This is a genomic window from Streptomyces sp. NPDC032161, assembly GCF_040636995.1.
Lineage (GTDB): Bacteria > Actinomycetota > Actinomycetes > Streptomycetales > Streptomycetaceae > Streptomyces.
The window spans coordinates 416,302-433,398 of record NZ_JBEZVN010000001.1; the positions used below are offsets into that span (position 1 = coordinate 416,302).

Annotated in this window: 15 protein-coding genes; 5 read left to right on the top strand and 10 right to left on the bottom strand. The window is 70.6% G+C overall.

From position 1 onward, the window contains the following. Window positions 1-44: 44 nt before the first annotated feature. Window positions 45-437 carry an SCO5389 family protein gene (locus AB0E67_RS01715; protein ID WP_030971516.1) on the bottom strand — a complete coding sequence of 131 codons (393 nt, stop codon included), beginning with the start codon at window positions 435-437 and terminating at the stop codon, window positions 45-47. Window positions 438-757: 320 nt separating this feature from the next. On the opposite strand from AB0E67_RS01715, the gene nucS reads away from it, so the two are divergent. Further along, window positions 758-1,429 carry an endonuclease NucS gene (gene nucS, locus AB0E67_RS01720; protein ID WP_362019565.1) on the top strand — a complete coding sequence of 224 codons (672 nt, stop codon included), beginning with the start codon at window positions 758-760 and terminating at the stop codon, window positions 1,427-1,429. A gap of 119 nt (window positions 1,430-1,548) precedes the next feature. Here nucS and AB0E67_RS01725 read toward each other — a convergent pair whose 3' ends face one another. From AB0E67_RS01725 to AB0E67_RS01735, 3 genes are all read right to left on the bottom strand, one after another. Continuing rightward, window positions 1,549-4,161: an ATP-binding protein gene (locus AB0E67_RS01725; protein WP_362019568.1), complete on the bottom strand. Its 2,613-nt coding sequence runs from the start codon at window positions 4,159-4,161 to the stop codon at window positions 1,549-1,551. Between the two features lie 275 nt (window positions 4,162-4,436). Then, window positions 4,437-4,760: an STAS domain-containing protein gene (locus AB0E67_RS01730; protein ID WP_073791897.1), complete on the bottom strand. Its 324-nt coding sequence runs from the start codon at window positions 4,758-4,760 to the stop codon at window positions 4,437-4,439. A gap of 229 nt (window positions 4,761-4,989) precedes the next feature. Next, entirely contained in the window at window positions 4,990-5,838 is an 849-nt protein-coding gene (locus AB0E67_RS01735) for a 3-hydroxyacyl-CoA dehydrogenase family protein (RefSeq protein WP_073791896.1), read from the bottom strand. 482 nt (window positions 5,839-6,320) lie between these two features. Between AB0E67_RS01735 and AB0E67_RS01740 the strand changes: the two genes are divergently transcribed. Next, window positions 6,321-6,893 carry a cob(I)yrinic acid a,c-diamide adenosyltransferase gene (locus AB0E67_RS01740; RefSeq protein WP_362019571.1) on the top strand — a complete coding sequence of 191 codons (573 nt, stop codon included), beginning with the start codon at window positions 6,321-6,323 and terminating at the stop codon, window positions 6,891-6,893. A gap of 212 nt (window positions 6,894-7,105) precedes the next feature. On the opposite strand, the gene AB0E67_RS01745 is transcribed toward AB0E67_RS01740, so the two are convergent. Beyond that, on the bottom strand, window positions 7,106-7,714 hold the full coding sequence (locus AB0E67_RS01745) for a hypothetical protein (RefSeq protein WP_362019574.1): 609 nt from the start codon (window positions 7,712-7,714) through the stop codon (window positions 7,106-7,108). Window positions 7,715-7,865: 151 nt separating this feature from the next. Here AB0E67_RS01745 and AB0E67_RS01750 point away from each other — a divergent pair, with 151 nt between their 5' ends. From AB0E67_RS01750 to AB0E67_RS01760, 3 genes are all read left to right on the top strand, one after another. Continuing rightward, window positions 7,866-9,062, top strand: coding sequence for a histidine kinase (locus tag AB0E67_RS01750; protein WP_362021375.1), 1,197 nt, complete (start codon window positions 7,866-7,868; stop codon window positions 9,060-9,062). Next, window positions 9,059-9,709: a response regulator transcription factor gene (locus tag AB0E67_RS01755; protein ID WP_362019577.1), complete on the top strand. Its 651-nt coding sequence runs from the start codon at window positions 9,059-9,061 to the stop codon at window positions 9,707-9,709. The genes AB0E67_RS01750 and AB0E67_RS01755 overlap by 4 nt, the downstream gene beginning before the upstream one ends. A gap of 173 nt (window positions 9,710-9,882) precedes the next feature. Continuing rightward, window positions 9,883-11,757 carry a glycoside hydrolase family 18 chitinase gene (locus AB0E67_RS01760; protein WP_362019580.1) on the top strand — a complete coding sequence of 625 codons (1,875 nt, stop codon included), beginning with the start codon at window positions 9,883-9,885 and terminating at the stop codon, window positions 11,755-11,757. A gap of 266 nt (window positions 11,758-12,023) precedes the next feature. On the opposite strand, the gene AB0E67_RS01765 is transcribed toward AB0E67_RS01760, so the two are convergent. The 5 genes from AB0E67_RS01765 to atpA all read right to left on the bottom strand — a co-directional run bounded on the left by AB0E67_RS01765 (window position 12,024) and on the right by atpA (window position 17,027). Further along, window positions 12,024-12,470, bottom strand: coding sequence for a DUF2550 domain-containing protein (locus AB0E67_RS01765; RefSeq protein WP_073789331.1), 447 nt, complete (start codon window positions 12,468-12,470; stop codon window positions 12,024-12,026). A 140-nt stretch (window positions 12,471-12,610) separates the two neighbouring features. Beyond that, window positions 12,611-12,985: a F0F1 ATP synthase subunit epsilon gene (locus tag AB0E67_RS01770; RefSeq protein WP_073789163.1), complete on the bottom strand. Its 375-nt coding sequence runs from the start codon at window positions 12,983-12,985 to the stop codon at window positions 12,611-12,613. 110 nt (window positions 12,986-13,095) lie between these two features. Beyond that, entirely contained in the window at window positions 13,096-14,538 is a 1,443-nt protein-coding gene (gene atpD / locus AB0E67_RS01775) for a F0F1 ATP synthase subunit beta (protein ID WP_360118748.1), read from the bottom strand. Further along, on the bottom strand, window positions 14,538-15,452 hold the full coding sequence (locus tag AB0E67_RS01780) for a F0F1 ATP synthase subunit gamma (RefSeq protein WP_362019584.1): 915 nt from the start codon (window positions 15,450-15,452) through the stop codon (window positions 14,538-14,540). The genes atpD and AB0E67_RS01780 overlap by 1 nt, the downstream gene beginning before the upstream one ends. Window positions 15,453-15,455: 3 nt before the next feature. Further along, a complete protein-coding gene (atpA, locus tag AB0E67_RS01785; protein ID WP_351520206.1) occupies window positions 15,456-17,027 on the bottom strand; it encodes a F0F1 ATP synthase subunit alpha in 1,572 nt (523 codons plus the stop codon). Window positions 17,028-17,097 lie beyond the last annotated feature (70 nt).

A 17,097-nucleotide genomic window follows, 5' to 3' on the forward strand; every position in this document is an offset into this window, starting at 1 on the left:
GCCCGACGGCTCATGACCGGACAGACCCTGCCGCCGAACGGACCTCAGCAGTCCCGGAGTTCGGGCGACTGGTTGAGCAACTGACCTCGCACCGACGTGAAGCGGGCCAGCCGCTCGTCGACCGAGGCGTCCAGCGGGAACACCGCGACGCGGTGGCAGTTCTGGAATGCCAGACGCACTCCGAAGTGCCGTTGCAGAGCGCCGCGTATCGCATCACTCGCGAGCGCACGCAGCAGCTGACCACGGGCCTGCTCGTCCGGCGGGGGCGTCTGGTTGTCGGCGAACTCTCCGCCGTCGACCTTCAACTGGGCCACCAACGAGCTGATCATCTCCCACGCGTAGGGCAGGGAGGTCCGGACGCAGTCGACGAAATCGGCTTCGTCGACCTCGCCTCGCTCGGCCTGTTCCAACAGCGCCGGTGAGACGTCGAGCGACATGGGTTCTCCTCTCGCGGCCCCGACGCCGGGCCGGGACCTTACGGGCAGGGCAAGGAGGAACGCCACGCAGCGTGCACACACGGCGACCTCCCGCTTACACGGTAAGGGTGCGGTCATGGCCGCACCAGGAGATTGGGAACACAACCGGCCAACAACGAAGAGGATCAAAGAGGGGCAAGCCCGAAAAGGGCTGATCCGGTCGTGTCCGGACCGAACGGGGACGGTCCGGTCACGACCGGACAGGAGCCGCTCCCCTCCGCGCGGGGGCGGGAGGGGGGAGAATCGCGTGGAGCACGGGTCGTCGAGTAGCGTTGCCGACCATGCGTCTCGTCATCGCCCGCTGTTCCGTGGACTACGCCGGCCGGCTCACCGCCCACCTGCCCTCCGCCCCCCGCCTGATCCTCGTCAAGGCGGACGGGAGCGTGTCGATCCACGCCGACGACCGGGCGTACAAACCCCTCAACTGGATGTCGCCGCCCTGCACCCTCAAGGAGGGCTCCGGCGACACCGCGGACGTCTGGACCGTGATGAACAAGGCGGGCGAGAAACTGATCATCACGATGGAGGAGATCCTCCACGACTCGTCCCACGAGCTGGGCGTCGACCCGGGGCTCATCAAGGACGGTGTCGAGGCGCACCTCCAGGAACTCCTCGCCGACCGGATCGAGACTCTCGGAGAGGGCTACACCCTGATCCGCCGCGAGTACTTCACCGCGATCGGCCCCGTCGACATCCTCTGCCGGGACGCCGACGGCGGAACCGTGGCCGTGGAACTGAAGCGGCGCGGCGAGATCGACGGCGTGGAGCAGCTGACCCGCTATCTGGAGCTGCTCAACCGTGATCCCCACCTCGCCCCGGTGAAGGGCATCTTCGCCGCGCAGGAGATCAAGCCGCAGGCCAGGGTGCTGGCGACGGACCGCGGGATCGACTGCGTCGTCCTCGACTACGACGCGCTGCGCGGCATCGAGGACGACAAGCTGCGTCTGTTCTGACCTGCCCCTTCCCAGGCTTCCCCCGCAGACCCCCGATGCCGGACGCGCCTCGCGCGTCCGGCATCGGGGGTCTGTCGGCGTCAGGGGCCTCCCGGCGTCCGGTGCGGCTCAGACCACGCTCAGACCACCGCGGGTCCGTCGTCCGCGTCCTCCGCCGACGGTGGGAGGGAGGACATGGACGGCCCGCTCGCCGAGTCGGAGGTGTCCTCAGGCGGGGAGGGCGAGGGTCCCTCCGTGGCCGGATCCGTCGGTTCCGGGGAGTTCTCCTCCGTCTCGGTCGGGCTCGGGCTCGTCGGCGCCGTCGGCGTGGCCGGCTTCGTGGGGACGGTCGGTCCGGTCGGGGTGCCCGGCGAGGAACCGCCCTCGGACGGGGTGCCCGACGAGGGGCTGCCGCTCGGCTCCGTGGCGCCCGGCGACGGCGTACCGCTCCCGCTCGGCGCTACCTCGCTGCCGGACGGGCCGGGCGTCACCGCGCCGCCCCCGGACGTCTCGTCCCCGTAGACGGACCCGTCCGCCGACCCGTCGTCCGACGCCCCGTTCCCGCCGTCGTCGGGGCCCGCCGACTCCTCGGACGTGACGCGGGGACGGTTCCCCCGGTCCCCGTCGCCGGACGTCACGCCCAGCACCACGAGCGTGCCGAGCACGACGGCGAGAAGCGCTGCCGCGCCCACCGCGACGAGACCCCGCCGGGAGCTTCCCAGCGGCGCGGGACGGCCCTTCCGCGCCGCGGCCCCCGAGGCAGCCTCGGGGGTGGTGCCGCGCGGGTGGATCACCGCGGTGGTCTCCGCGCCGGACCCCTGTGTCAGCTTCTGCGTCGCCGCGGTCGCCGGTGCGACGGGCAGCGGCGCCGTGTCCTCGTGCCGCGAGGCGGGTCCCGGTCGGCCCACCGGCACCGGCCCGCCGGTCACGGGACCGGACGACGGCGGTCCGCCCGGAACCGGCCCCCCGGGCGGCGTCGCTCCGGACCGGTCCGCGACCAGGGCGAGCGCGCGCCGCCCGACCACCATGCCCGGCTTGTCGGCGAGCGCCCCGCGCATGCCGATCGACGTCTCCAGCTCCGTCCTGGCCCGGTCCGGATTCCCCGAGCAGAGCGCCAGAATTCCCAACTCGTGGTGGAAGTACGCCTCTTCGGCCACCTCACCGGCGACCCTGGCCGCCTCCTGGCCGATCCTCAGGGCCTTCTCCCAGGCACCCCAGTGCAGTCCCGCCGCGAAGGCCGGGGCCGCGCTGTGGGCCGACGGCACGGCCTCGGCGGCCTGCCCGTCGCCGTCCCCGGGGACGAGCCGCGCCATGGCCGCGATGACGGCGTCGGCCTCGGCGGTGACCCGTGCCGGGGTGACCGAGGGGTGCCCGGCCCACCAGGCGTAGTGCCGGGCCGCGGTACGGGCCCGCTCGGCGCCGTCGTCGCCGTACCCCGCGGCCTCCAGCTGGGCGACGGCCCCCGCGGCCAGGCGGTAGCGCGAACCGGCCGGGGAGAGCAGTCCGCAGCCGGCCAGTTCACCGAGCGCGGCGTCCGCGTGGGTGTCCCCCACCAGGGCCGGAAGGTGCGCCTGGTGCGGCACCTCGCCGCCGAGCGCGACCGCGAAGCGCAGGGTGTCACGGGCGGGCTCGCTGAGCCGTGAGGCGAGCAGCGCGGCGGGCGCGGCGGCCTCACCGAGGTTGGGCAGTGGAATGTGGACGCCGTCGGTGGCCTCGTCGTGCCCGAAGGGCGGCCGCGCGGCCGGGCCGTCCGCGCCGTTGTCCGGGCCGTCGTGCGGGGCGGAGGCGTCGGCGTCGGCGCGCTGCTGATCGCGACCGCGCAGCAGGGCGGCCGCCTGGACGAAGCGCAGCGGCAGCCCCTCCGACTCGAACCAGAGGTCTCCCGCCCAGTTCTTCTCCTCGTCGGTGAGCGGACGTTCGGCGACCCGTTCCAGCAGCTCGACCGAGGCGCCCCGGCCGAGACCGGGAAGGAAGACCTCTTCGAGGTACGAGTCCGCACCGGGCGCGGCGACGTCCGGGGTCGCCGAGAACAGGAAGGCGCACTCCGGTGTGGCGTCGAGCAGCTCCTCCAGGGCGGCGCCGCCGAACTCCAGGTCGTCGAGCACGACGACGGCGCCGATCCCTCTGAGGTGATCGAGGAGCGCGGGGCGGTCGGGCCGGTGCAGCGGAGCGTCGTACACGGCCTCGAAGAGCGCGTACAGCAGGTCGGCGACGGACCTGTTGAGGCCGGAGAGCCGTACGACACCGTCCGGCGCGAGGCCGACGCAGTCGGCGGCGACGGCGTCGAGCAGGGTGGTCCGGCCGGAACCAGCCGGTCCGGTGAGCCGCACGGAGCGGCCGCGGGTCAGCAGCCGCACCAGCCGTTCGCGCTCCTCCGCGCGCTCCAGGAGGGGCGGCTGCGGAGCGGGCGGCCCCGGCGGCACGGGGGGCGCGGCGGCACGCTCGCGGGCGGCGCGGTCGGCCGCGGTGCGCCGTACCGGGGGCGCGGGCTGCTCCCCCGGGGGGTACAGCTCGACCTCGCTGCCGTCGATCGGGTTGACGGTGAGGAGGCAGTCACCCGATATGAGCCGGACGACACGGGCCGGGTGCGGTGCCGGCTGACCGAAGTCCGGGGCGGCGGCGGGGGTTCCCGCCATCGGACGGGGCGCGGCGCCCGGCGGTGGGGTGGGGACGGACTCCTTGCCGTCGGCCGTCCTGCCGGGACCGTCGCCGTCCCTGCCGTACTCCCCCGGCCCCTGGTGTGTCGGGTCCATCGCCAAAGCCCCCAGACGCGTCGCGCACGGTTGTCCCTCCCGGCCTCGCACGCCCTGCTGTCGCCTCCGGTCCGGTGTCCGCCCGGTGGGTCCCGTCAATCGGCGGACGGGCCGACCCTAGACGGTCGCCCGGTGCCCGCGCACAGCCGGGGGTCCGGGCCGTCCGATGCGCGCGTTCTCGTGCCGTATATGACTCTTCGCCGCACCACATGGCCGAATCCGGACGCGTCGAGGGCCGGAAGCAGGGACTCCGAGGTCTCCGAGGCTCCGGGAACCTACACGCGCGGCAGGGAGTCCGCTGCGATTCCGCCCTCGATGGCCAGGATGCGGTGCAGCCGCGTCGCGACCAGCAGACGCTGCATCTGCGGCGGCACGCCGCGAAGCACCAGCCGTCGGCCGGCCCGCCCGGCCCGTCGGTGCGCGCCCATGATGACGCCGAGTCCGGTGGCGTCCCAGGAGTCCAGCTCGGTCAGGTCGAGCACCAGGTCGCCGACTCCGTCGTCGAGGGCCGAGTGCAGGGCCGTACGGGCGTCCGCCGCGCTTCGGACGTCGAGGCGGCCCCCGACGACCAGTTCGACGTGGTCGCCCCTGATGTGCATATGCGCTCCCCGTGAATCTCCGTTGCAACGTTTCGTCTGTCTGTTCTGTCTCTCCCACAACTGACTGCGGCGGAGACAGGGAAGTTGCCGTCTGTAAGCGAACCGATGCCGATTTCACTCCGTGGGGTGACCACGGCTTGACGCGGCCCGGACGGGCCCCGATGCCTCGGAGGACACCCCTGCCTCCGGGCCCGGCCGACGGCGGACCGGGCCGGAGGACCGGAGCAGATCAGTACGTGTAGAAGCCCTGCCCGCTCTTGCGGCCGATGTCACCGGCGTCCACCATCCGGCGCATCAGCTCCGGTGCGGCGAACTTCTCGTCCTGCGACTCGGTGTAGATGTTGTTCGTGGCGTGGAGCAGGATGTCGACGCCGGTCAGGTCGGCCGTGGCGAGCGGACCCATGGCGTGCCCGAAGCCCAGCTTGCAGGCGATGTCGATGTCCTCGGCCGTGGCGACGCCCGACTCGTACAGCTTGGCGGCCTCGACGACGAGCGCCGAGATCAGCCGGGTGGTCACGAAGCCGGCCACGTCACGGTTGACGACGATGCAGGTCTTGCCGACGGACTCGGCGAACTCCCTTGCGGTGGCGAGGGTTTCGTCGCTGGTCTTGTAGCCGCGGACGAGTTCGCACAGCCGCATCATCGGGACCGGCGAGAAGAAGTGCACACCGACGACGCGCTCGGGGCGCTCCGTCACCGCCGCGATCTTCGTGATCGGGATGGCGGAGGTGTTGGAGGCGAGGACGGCGTCGTCCCGGACGATCTTGTCGAGGGAGCGGAAGATCTCGTGCTTGACGTCGAGCTTCTCGAACACGGCCTCCACGACGACGTCCGCGTCGGCGACCGCGTCGAGGTCGGTGGTCGTGGTGATGCGGGCGAGCGCGGCCTCGGCGTCCGCCGCCTCCAGCTTCCCCTTGGAGACGAACTTCTCGTACGAGGCACCGATGGCGTCCCGTCCGCGGGCCAGGGCCTCGTCGGTGACATCGCGCAGCACGACGTCCCAGCCCGCCTGGGCGGAGACCTGCGCGATGCCGGATCCCATGAGTCCGGCTCCGATGACGGCGAGCTTCCTGGCCACGTGTGCACCCCTCGGTTCGTATGCGCCTCTGCAGCTGATCCCTGAGCTGATCCCTGCACGGCCCCGGTCATAACGGTTGTTCACATTGCTCTTCGGCGGAGATTAGTACCCGTGGGAGGTCCTGTGACCACGAAGAGATGCGCGTCACGTCTCACATGACGGACATCACACCGGCACCCGTCATCCGGCGGCGCGCCGGGCACAGTTGAGGACCCGCACGGTCCGCCGCGCGGTGGACGCGCCCCCCCGCGGGACAGGACCCGGCCCCGGCCTCCCGCCGGACGTCGGCGGTGCGGGGACAGGACCTGGTGCTGCGACCGGAAACGTCTACCGGCTCGCGACGCCCGGCACGGCACCTCGCCGCGTTGTCGCATCACCCGAGTACGTCCGGTACGAGGGCGATCCTCCGCCTTGCGATGCACCGCGCCGGACGCCGCGAGCTTCCCGGCAAGCGATTCCGGCCACAGCACTAGGCTGGCCGTATGGTCAATCTGACACGTATCTACACCCGCACCGGCGACCAGGGCACCACCAGCCTCGGTGACATGTCCCGGACCGCCAAGACCGATCTTCGGATCGCCGCGTACGCCGACACGAACGAGGCCAACGCCGTCATCGGCACGGCCGTCGCGCTCGGCAAGCTGTCCGGGGACGTCGTGAAGGTCCTCGCCCGCGTGCAGAACGACCTGTTCGACGTGGGCGCGGACCTGTCGACCCCGGTCGTCGAGAACCCGAAGTACCCGCCACTGAGGGTGGAGCAGAGCTACGTCGACAAGCTGGAGGCGGACTGCGACCGCTTCCTGGAGCCGCTGGAGAAACTGCGGAGCTTCATCCTGCCCGGCGGTACGCCGGGGGCGGCGCTCCTGCATCAGGCGTGCACGGTGGTGCGGCGCGCGGAGCGGTCCACCTGGGCGGCGCTGGAGGTGCACGGCGAGACGATGAACGCGCTGACGGCGACGTATCTCAACCGGCTCTCGGACCTGCTGTTCATCCTCGCGCGGACGGCGAACAAGGAGGTCGGCGACGTGCTGTGGGTGCCGGGCGGGGAGCGGTAACCGCTCCGCCGCGCGTGTTCACCGTACGGGGGTGACGGCCGGCGCCCGCCGCCGTACGGACGGAACGGCTGTACGGGCACGGTCATCGCGCCCGTACGGCCGTTCCACGGCTTCCCCGGCCGGTTCACCGCCCCGTGTCCCCGGTCGGTTCACCGCGCCGCGTAGCCGGTCGGCTCACGGCTTCTCGCCGTCCCACCATGTCCCCGGCCGGTTCACCACTTCTCCGGCCGGTTCACCGCCTCCCGGCCGGCGCCCGCCGCGTCACCGCTGCCCGCTCTCCGCTCCCCGGCGGGCTCCCGCTTCGGGAACAGCGTGTAGCCGCCCGCGATGGCGACGTTGATCCCGATCACGACCAGCATCTTCATCTGCCACTCCTGGAGCGTCGACACGTCGCCGTCCCCGCCCACATACCAGATCGCCGCCTGGAGCAGCGCCAGCGCCGTCACCGCGGCGACCGTCCAGCGCGCGGCGACCTTCCACTCGTGCACCGCGCGCGCCATGCCGTACTTCGGCGGCCGCACCGGCGGCGGGCCGCCCGCGAAGCGGTGCGCGACCCTGGCGTCGACCCAGCGGATCGTGGAGTGGCCGAGGCCCACGGTGAAGCCGATGTAGACGGCGGCCAGCCCGTGCTTCCAGTCGGGATCGGCCCCGTTCTTCAGGTCGATGGCCGTCACCACCAGCAGCACGACCTCCAGCAGCGGCTCGCACAGCAGCACGGCCGCTCCCAGGCGCGGCTTCTTCGCCAGATACCGCAGCGCCAGCCCCACGGCCAGCAGCACCCAGAAGCCGGCCTCGCAGAGCACGATCAACGTGACGATCACGCCCGTCTCCTTCCCGTTGTCCCCCAGCCTCCCTTCCGCGCCGCCCGGACACGTCGTCGCGGGTGACGAACTTCGACTGCATCCTTCGATGTACGCGCACATCGCCCGCGGCACCGAGGCCTCCACCCGGGCGGCCGTGTTGGATGGGAGGGTGTTCTCCTTCCTCCGTCCGCACCGCCACGACGTGCTCATCGCGGTCATCGGCCTCCTCAGCGGCCTGCTGCTGTGGGCGCTGGGGCTGCACACGCAGGGCGGCCGACCCTTCTCCGCCCCCTGGGTCTCCCTGCTGCCGCTCGCCGTCGTCTCGGCGTTCGCGCTCGTCCGCAGAACGGCTCCGCAGACGGGGCTGATCGTCGGCACCCTCGCGGTGATCGCGGACCAGTTCACGGTCGGGAACATGGTGACCGTCGTGATGTTCACCGACCTGATGTACGCGGCGGTGCTGTACGGGACACCGGCCGCCGCCCGCCGCATCCCGGTGACCACGTTCCTGATCACGGTCGCGGTCACGATCGGTTTCCTGGCGTGGTTCCGCAATCCGGAGGCCCTGCTCGTCGGGATCCTCACCGGTGTGGTCTCGTTCGGTCCCGCGATCACCGGCGTCAGCGTCCGCAACCACCGCGACGCCGCCGAGGCGGCCCGGCTGCGGGCCGAACAGACCGCACTGCTCGCCGAGATGGACCGCACCCAGGCGGTGACCGCGGAACGCTCCCGAATGGCACGGGAGTTGCACGACCTGGTGGCCAACCATCTCTCCGCGATCGCGATCCACTCCACCGCCGCGCTCTCCATCGACGACCCGGCCACCTCGCGCGAGGTGCTGGGGGTGATCCGCGAGAACAGCGTCGAGGGGCTCGCCGAGATGCGCCGGCTGATCGGGCTGCTGCGCACCGGTGACGCGGACGCCGAGCCGAGCGCCTCGCCGACCCTGGACGCGCTGGACGCACTGGTCGAACAGGCCGGTACGAACGCCGGGACGAGTGGGCTGACCTGTACTTTCGAGGACGCGCGCGAGGAGCGTGGGCCGGTGCCCGCACCCGTCGAACTGGCCTCCTACCGAATAGTCCAGGAGTCGCTGACGAACGCGCTCAAGCACGCCGCGCCCGGCCCGGTCGCGGTGCGGCTCGGGCGGGCCGGGCCCTCGCTCACGGTGGAGGTCCGCAGTGTGTTCGGGGACCGTTCCGGGCCGCGCGCGCCGGGATCGGGGGCCGGTCTCGTGGGCATGCGGGAACGGGTGGCGCTGCTGGGCGGAACGATCGAGGCGGGGCCGGTGGACGGCGGCTCCGGAACGAGGATCTGGCGGGTGCGGGCCGAACTGCCCGTGGACGAAGGGAATGAGGGGGAATGACGATCCGGGTCGTGGTCGCCGAGGACCAGTCGGCCGTCCGTGCGGGGCTGGTGCTCATCCTGCGCAGCGCGCCGGACATCGAGGTGGTCGGCGAGGCGGCGGACGGCGAGGCGGCGGTGCGGCTGACCCGCGAACTCCGGCCGGACGTGGTGCTGATGGATATCCAGATGCCGCGTCTGGACGGGGTTTCGGCGACGCGTCAGGTGACCGGCGAAGGGCTGGCGGACGTGCTGGTCCTGACGACCTTCGACCTCGACGAGTACGTCTTCGGCGCACTGCGGGCGGGTGCGGCGGGCTTCCTGCTGAAGAACGCCGAAGCCCGCGATCTGCTGGAGGCGGTGCGCACGGTGGCGCGCGGCGAGGGCCTGATCGCTCCGGCGGTGACCCGCCGGCTGATCGCGGAGTTCGCCGGTACGCGGCCCGCGCGGGCGGCCCACGCGCCCGATCCGAAGGTGCTCGACGCACTGACCAGGCGGGAGCGGGAGGTGCTCGGCTGCCTCGGCGAGGGACTGTCGAACGCGGAGATCGCGGTCCGGCTCTCGATGGCCGAGGCGACCGTGAAGACGCACGTCAGCAGGGTACTGGGCAAGCTCAATCTGCGCAGTCGGCTCCAGGCGGCGGTGCTGGCGCAGGAGTTGGGCATGTGAGGCCGGAAGAACGATCTTTGGTCTGGACCTCTTGACGATTGGTCCAGACCTTCCTAATCTCGCCGCACAACACACTGCGGTGAGTGCGCCATGACAAGGCGTGCTCTGGGCGGCGCAGGGTTTGCAGTCCACGGACCACCCCCGATTGTCCGGACCTCACCCGAGGAGCACCGTTGAGCACTGAAACCCCCCTACGCCGGACCCGATTCAGACTCGGGACCGGGAGAGCCACCAGATCCAGAGCGGTCGCGGGCGTCACCGCGCTGCTCCTTCCGCTCGCCGCCATGGTGGGCCTGGCCTCCCCCGCCGAGGCCGCCGACTCGGCGACCGCCACGTACCTCAAGAAGTCCGACTGGGGCGGCGGCTTCGAGGGCCAGTGGACGGTGAAGAACACCGGCACCACCGCCCTGTCCTCCTGGACCATCGAGTGGGACTTCCCCTCGGGCACCTCGGTCGGCTCCGCCTGGGACGCCACCGTCACCGGGTCCAACAACCACTGGACCGCCAAGAACCTCGGCTGGAACGGCACCATCGCCCCCGGTGCCAGCGTCTCCTTCGGCTTCAACGGCACCGGCTCCGGCGCCCCCACCGGCTGCAAGCTGAACGGCAACCCCTGCGACGGCGGCAGCGTCCCCGGCGACAACGCCCCCTCCGCTCCGGGCACCCCCACCGCGAGCAACATCACCGACACCTCGGTCAAGCTGAGCTGGTCCGCCGCGACCGACGACAAGGGCATCAAGAACTACGACGTGCTGCGCGACGGCGCGGTCGTCGCCACGGTCACCGGCACCAGCCACACCGACACCGGCCTGACCGCGGGCTCCGACTACTCCTACACCGTGCGGGCCCGTGACACCGCCGACCAGACCGGCCCGGTCAGCGGCTCGCTCAAGGTCCGCACCACGGGTGGCGGCGGCGAAACCCCCGGCCCGGGTGACAAGGTCAAGATGGGCTACTTCACCGACTGGGGTGTCTACGGCCGGAACTACCACGTCAAGAACCTCGACACCTCCGGTTCCGCCGCGAAGATCACGCACATCAACTACGCCTTCGGCAACGTCCAGAACGGCAAGTGCACGATCGGTGACGCGTACGCCGACTACGAGATGGCGTACACCGCGGACAAGTCCGTCGACGGCGTCGCGGACACCTGGGACCAGCCGCTGCGCGGCAGCTTCAACCAGCTGCGCAAGCTGAAGGCCAAGTACCCGCACATCAAGGTGCTGTGGTCGTTCGGCGGCTGGACCTGGTCCGGCGGCTTCACCCAGGCCGCGAAGAACCCGGCCGCGTTCGCCGAGTCCTGCTACAACCTGGTCGAGGACCCCCGCTGGGCCGACGTCTTCGACGGCATCGACGTCGACTGGGAGTACCCCAACGCCTGCGGTCTGACCTGTGACAGCAGCGGCCCGAACGCGCTGAAGGGCATCACCTCCGCGCTCCGCGCCAAGTTCGGCAGCAAGAACCTGGTCACGGCCGCCATCACCGCCGACGCCTCCGACGGCGGCAAGATCGACCTCACCGACTACGCGGGCGCCGCCCAGTCCCTGGACTGGTACAACGTGATGACGTACGACTTCTTCGGCGCCTTCTCGGCGAAGGGCCCGACGGCCCCGCACTCCCCGCTGACCTCGTACGACGGCATCCCGCAGGCCGGTTTCAACTCCGCCGACGCCATCGCCAAGCTGAAGGCCCAGGGCGTCCCCGCGTCCAAGCTGCTGCTCGGCATCGGCTTCTACGGCCGCGGCTGGACCGGCGTGACCCAGTCCGCCCCCGGCGGCACCGCCACCGGCGCCGCCCCCGGCACGTACGACGCGGGCATGGAGGACTACAAGGTCCTCAAGAACACCTGCCCCGTCACCGGCACCATCGCCGGCACGGCGTACGCGCACTGCGGCACCAACTGGTGGAGCTACGACACCCCGGCCACCATCACCACCAAGATGAACTGGGCCAAGGGCCAGAACCTGGGAGGCGCGTTCTTCTGGGAGTTCAGCGGTGACACGGCCAACGGTGAGCTGGTCAGCGCGGTCAGCAACGGCCTGAAGTAACCCCTCGCGCGCGACCACGTGTAACGCGTGGTCGCGCGTGACACCCCGAAAAGCCACCGGGGAGACAGGTCCGCCCCCTGTCTCCCCGGTTCTCGCGTCCTGGCCGCCGGGTTCCGTACCGGCACGGAACGTGCCGGCCTACGGAACGTCCCGCGGCCGGGACGGCCGGACCCACCCGCACCGACCGCGCGCGCCGCGCAACGGTCGCATGTGAAGGGGCGCCCCCTCCGAGAGGGGGCGCCCCTTCACGTCCGACAGATCCGAAGCTATGCCACGTTGACCCGCTGGCCGGGCGGAGCCGCCTCCAGCCAGGCGAGAAACCCGGTCAGCGCGTCCTCGCTCATGGCCAGCTCCAGGCGGGTCCCGCGGTGGAGACAGCCGAGCACCACGGCATCGGACAGGAGCGCCAGCTCCTCCTCGCCCTCGGGCATCCGGCGGGCGATCACCTCGATCGCGGAACGCTCCAGAATCCGGCGCGGACGGGGCGCGTACGAGAAGACCCGGAACCAGTCGACCTGGTCACCGCTGTATCGGGCGACCCCGTACACCCAGCCCTTGCCCGAGAGATCGGGCTCCTCCGGCACGTTCCAGCGCAGGCTGCAGTCGAAGGTCCCGCCGGAGCGCTGGATCAGCCTCCGGCGCAGACCGAAGACGAAGAGTCCCAACAGGACCAGGGCGACGACCACTCCGCCCACCCACAACGCGAGGAACATCTCCACCGACCTCCTCGCGTCGTCGAGTAACGGATACACCAGAACTTCACAGGCATCTGCATCGCCTCAGCCGCGGCACGGTCCGGAGGGGTCTCCAGGCCGTGCCGCGGCTGAGGGTAAAGCTACGTCGTCGCGGTGCGCTAGCGCACCGCCACCGCGCGCAGTCGTACTTCGGCGCGCCGCTCGGCAGCGGCGTCCGTCGCCTCCTTCGCGCGCTCCAGCGCACGCTCGGCGCGCTGGACATCGATCTCGTCCGCCAGCTCCGCGATCTCCGCGAGCAGCGACAGCTTGTCGTCCGCGAACGAGAGGAAACCGCCGTGCACCGCGGCGATCACGGTTCCGCCGTCGCTCGTGCGGATCGTCACCGGGCCCGATTCCAGCACACCCAGAAGCGGCTGGTGACCGGGCATGACGCCGATGTCGCCGGACGTGGTGCGCGCGACGACCAGGGTGGCCTCGCCGGACCAGACACTGCGGTCCGCCGCGACCAGCTCGACGTGCAGCTCAGCAGCCAAGGGTGGCTCCTCGGGTCACCACCCGGCCGCGCCGGCCGGGTGTTGGGTCAATTCTAAGGGGCGTGGTGAGGGGGACGGGACGTGCCCGTCCCCCTCGGTGAGCCGTCGGCTCAGGAAACGCCGAGCTCCTTGGCGTTGGCCTTGAGGTCCTCCAGGCCACCGCACATGAAGAACGCCTGCTCCGGGAAGTGGTCGTACTCGCCGTCGCAGATCGCGTTGAACGCGGCGATCGACTCGTCGAGCGGGACGTCCGAACCGTCCACGCCGGTGAACTGCTTGGCGACGTGGGTGTTCTGCGACAGGAAGCGCTCGACGCGACGGGCACGGTGGACGACCAGCTTGTCCTCCTCGCCCAGCTCGTCGATACCGAGGATCGCGATGATGTCCTGGAGGTCCTTGTACTTCTGGAGGATCCCCTTGACGCGCATGGCGGCGTTGTAGTGGTCCTCGGCGATGTAACGCGGGTCCAGGATCCGGGACGTGGAGTCCAGCGGGTCCACGGCCGGGTAGATGCCCTTCTCGGAGATCGGACGGGAGAGAACCGTCGTCGCGTCGAGGTGGGCGAAGGTGGTGGCCGGGGCCGGGTCGGTCAGGTCGTCCGCGGGGACGTAGATCGCCTGCATCGAGGTGATCGAGTGACCACGCGTCGAGGTGATGCGCTCCTGCAGCAGACCCATCTCGTCGGCCAGGTTCGGCTGGTAACCCACCGCGGACGGCATACGGCCGAGCAGGGTGGACACCTCGGAGCCGGCCTGGGTGTACCGGAAGATGTTGTCGATGAAGAAGAGCACGTCCTGCTTCTGCACATCGCGGAAGTACTCCGCCATGGTCAGACCGGCCAGCGCCACACGAAGACGCGTGCCCGGCGGCTCGTCCATCTGACCGAAGACGAGCGCCGTCTTGTCGATGACGCCGGAGTCGGTCATCTCCTCGATGAGGTCGTTGCCCTCACGGGTACGCTCACCGACGCCCGCGAACACCGACACACCGTCGTGGTTGTTGGCGACGCGGTAGATCATCTCCTGGATCAGAACGGTCTTGCCGACACCGGCACCACCGAACAGACCGATCTTTCCACCCTTGACGTACGGGGTGAGGAGGTCGATGACCTTGACGCCGGTCTCGAACATCTCGGTCTTGGACTCGAGCTGGTCGAAGTTGGGCGCCTTGCGGTGGATCGCCCAGCGCTCGGTGACCTCGGTCTCGGCCTCGGGCTTGTTCAGGATCTCACCGAGGGTGTTGAAGACCTTGCCCTTGGTGATGTCGCCGACCGGCACGGTGATGCCGTCGCCGGTGTCCGTCACCGGGGCCTGGCGGACCAGGCCGTCGGTGGGCTGCATGGAGATGGCACGGACCATGCCGTCACCGAGGTGCTGCGCGACCTCGAGGGTCAGCGTCTTGAGCTTGCCCTCCTCGGCCGGGTCGGCGACCTGGACGGTCAGCGCGTTGTAGATGTCCGGCATCGCGTCGACGGGGAACTCCACGTCGACGACCGGGCCGATGACCCGGGCGACGCGGCCCGTGGCAACGGCCGTCTCAACTGTCGTCGTCATTACTTGTCACTCCCCGCGGTCGCGTCGGCCAGCGCACTGGCACCACCGACGATCTCGCTGATTTCCTGGGTGATTTCGGCCTGGCGGGCCGCGTTGGCGAGCCGGGAGAGCGTCTTGATGAGCTCTCCGGCGTTGTCGGTCGCCGACTTCATCGCGCGGCGGCGAGCGGCGTGCTCGGAAGCAGCGGCCTGGAGCAGCGCGTTGTAGATGCGGCTCTCGACGTACCGCGGAAGCAGGGCGTCGAGGACGTCCTCCGCCGACGGCTCGAACTCGAAGAGCGGCAGGATCTCGGCCTTGCCGTCCTTCTCCTTCTCGGCACCGAGGCTGAGCGGCAGCATCCGGTCCTCGACCGGGTTCTGCGTCATCATCGACACGAACTCCGTGAAGACGATGTGCAGCTCGTCGACGCCGCCCTCGGCGGTCTCCTTGGTGACCGCCTCGATGAGCGGGGCGGCGGCACGCTTGGCATCCGCATAGGTCGGGCTGTCGGTGAAGCCCGTCCACGAATCCTCGATCTTGCGCTCGCGGAATCCGTAGTAGGCGACACCCTTGCGGCCGATCACGTACGTGACGACCTCCTTGCCCTCACCGCGCAGCCGCTCGGTCAGCCGCTCCGCGGCCTTGATGGCGTTGGAGGAGTAACCGCCTGCCAGACCGCGGTCGCTCGTGATGAGCAGGACCGCGGCCCGCGCCGGGTTCTCGGACTCGGTGGTCAGCGGGTGCTTGGTGGTGGAGCCGGTCGCCACCGCCGTCACCGCGCGGGTGAGCTCGGTGGCGTACGGCGTCGACGCCGCCACCTGACGCTGCGCCTTGACGATGCGCGAGGCGGCGATCATCTCCATCGCCTTGGTGATCTTCTTGGTGGCGGTGACGGAGCGGATGCGGCGCTTGTAAACGCGAAGCTGAGCGCCCATCGATCAGCCCTCGCCCAGGAGCTTGCCGTCCGAGGTCTCGAACTGCTGCTTGAACGCGGCGACGGCGTCGGCGATCGCCTGCAGCGTGTCGTCGGACATCTTGGCGCCCTCGCGGATGCTGGTCAGCAGGTCCTTGCGCTCGCGGCGCAGGTAGTCCAGCAGCTCGGTCTCGAAGCGGCGGATGTCCTCGACCGGGACGTCGTCCATCTTGCCGTTGGTGCCGGCCCAGATGGAGACGACCTGCTCCTCGACCGGGAACGGGCTGTACTGCGGCTGCTTCAGCAGCTCGACCATGCGCTTACCGCGCTCCAGCGACGCCTTCGAGGCCGCGTCCAGGTCGGAACCGAAGGCGGCGAACGCCTCCAGCTCGCGGTACTGGGCGAGGTCGACGCGGAGACGGCCGGAGACCTGGCGCATCGCCTTGTGCTGGGCGGAACCACCGACGCGGGAGACGGAGATACCGACGTTCAGGGCCGGACGCTGACCGGCGTTGAACAGGTCGGACTCCAGGAAGCACTGGCCGTCGGTGATGGAGATGACGTTGGTCGGGATGAACGCCGACACGTCGTTCGCCTTGGTCTCGACGATCGGGAGACCCGTCATCGAACCGGCGCCCATGTCGTCGGAGAGCTTCGCGCAACGCTCCAGCAGACGCGAGTGGAGGTAGAAGACGTCGCCCGGGTAGGCCTCGCGGCCCGGCGGACGGCGCAGCAGAAGCGACACGGCGCGGTAGGCGTCGGCCTGCTTCGAGAGGTCGTCGAAGATGATCAGGACGTGCTTGCCCTGGTACATCCAGTGCTGACCGATGGCCGAACCGGTGTACGGCGCGAGGTACTTGAAGCCGGCCGGGTCGGACGCCGGGGCGGCGACGATGGTCGTGTACTCGAGCGCTCCGGCCTCTTCGAGGGCACCGCGCACGGAGGCGATGGTGGAGCCCTTCTGACCGATGGCGACGTAGATGCAGCGGACCTGCTTGTTCACGTCGCCCGAGCGCCAGTTGTCGCGCTGGTTGATGATCGTGTCGACGGCCAGCGCGGTCTTGCCGGTCTGGCGGTCGCCGATGATCAGCTGACGCTGGCCGCGGCCGATCGGCACCATGGCGTCGACGGCCTTGTAGCCGGTCTGCATCGGCTCGTGCACCGACTTGCGGACCATGACGCCAGGGGCCTGCAGTTCGAGGGCGCGGCGGCCGTCGGTCGCGATCTCGCCGAGACCGTCGATCGGGTTGCCGAGGGGGTCGACGACGCGGCCGAGGTAGCCCTCGCCGACGCCGACGGAGAGCACCTCGCCGGTGCGCTGCACCGACTGGCCCTCCTCGATCCCGTCGAACTCGCCGAGGATGATCGCACCGATCTCGCGCTCCTCGAGGTTGAGGGCGAGACCGAGGGTGCCGTCCTCGAACTTCAGCAGCTCGTTCGCCATGGCCGAGGGAAGACCCTCGACCTTCGCGATGCCGTCGCCGGCAACGCTGACCGTACCGACCTCCTCGCGCGAGGCCGCGTCCGGCTTGTACGACTGGACGAAGTTCTCCAGTGCGTCCCGGATCTCCTCCGGCCGGATCGTGAGCTCCGCCATCTGGGTTCCCTGCTCTCCTTGTTGGGCCCGAAGTTTCTTAAGGGGGTCTGGGGGCCGACCCCCAGGAATC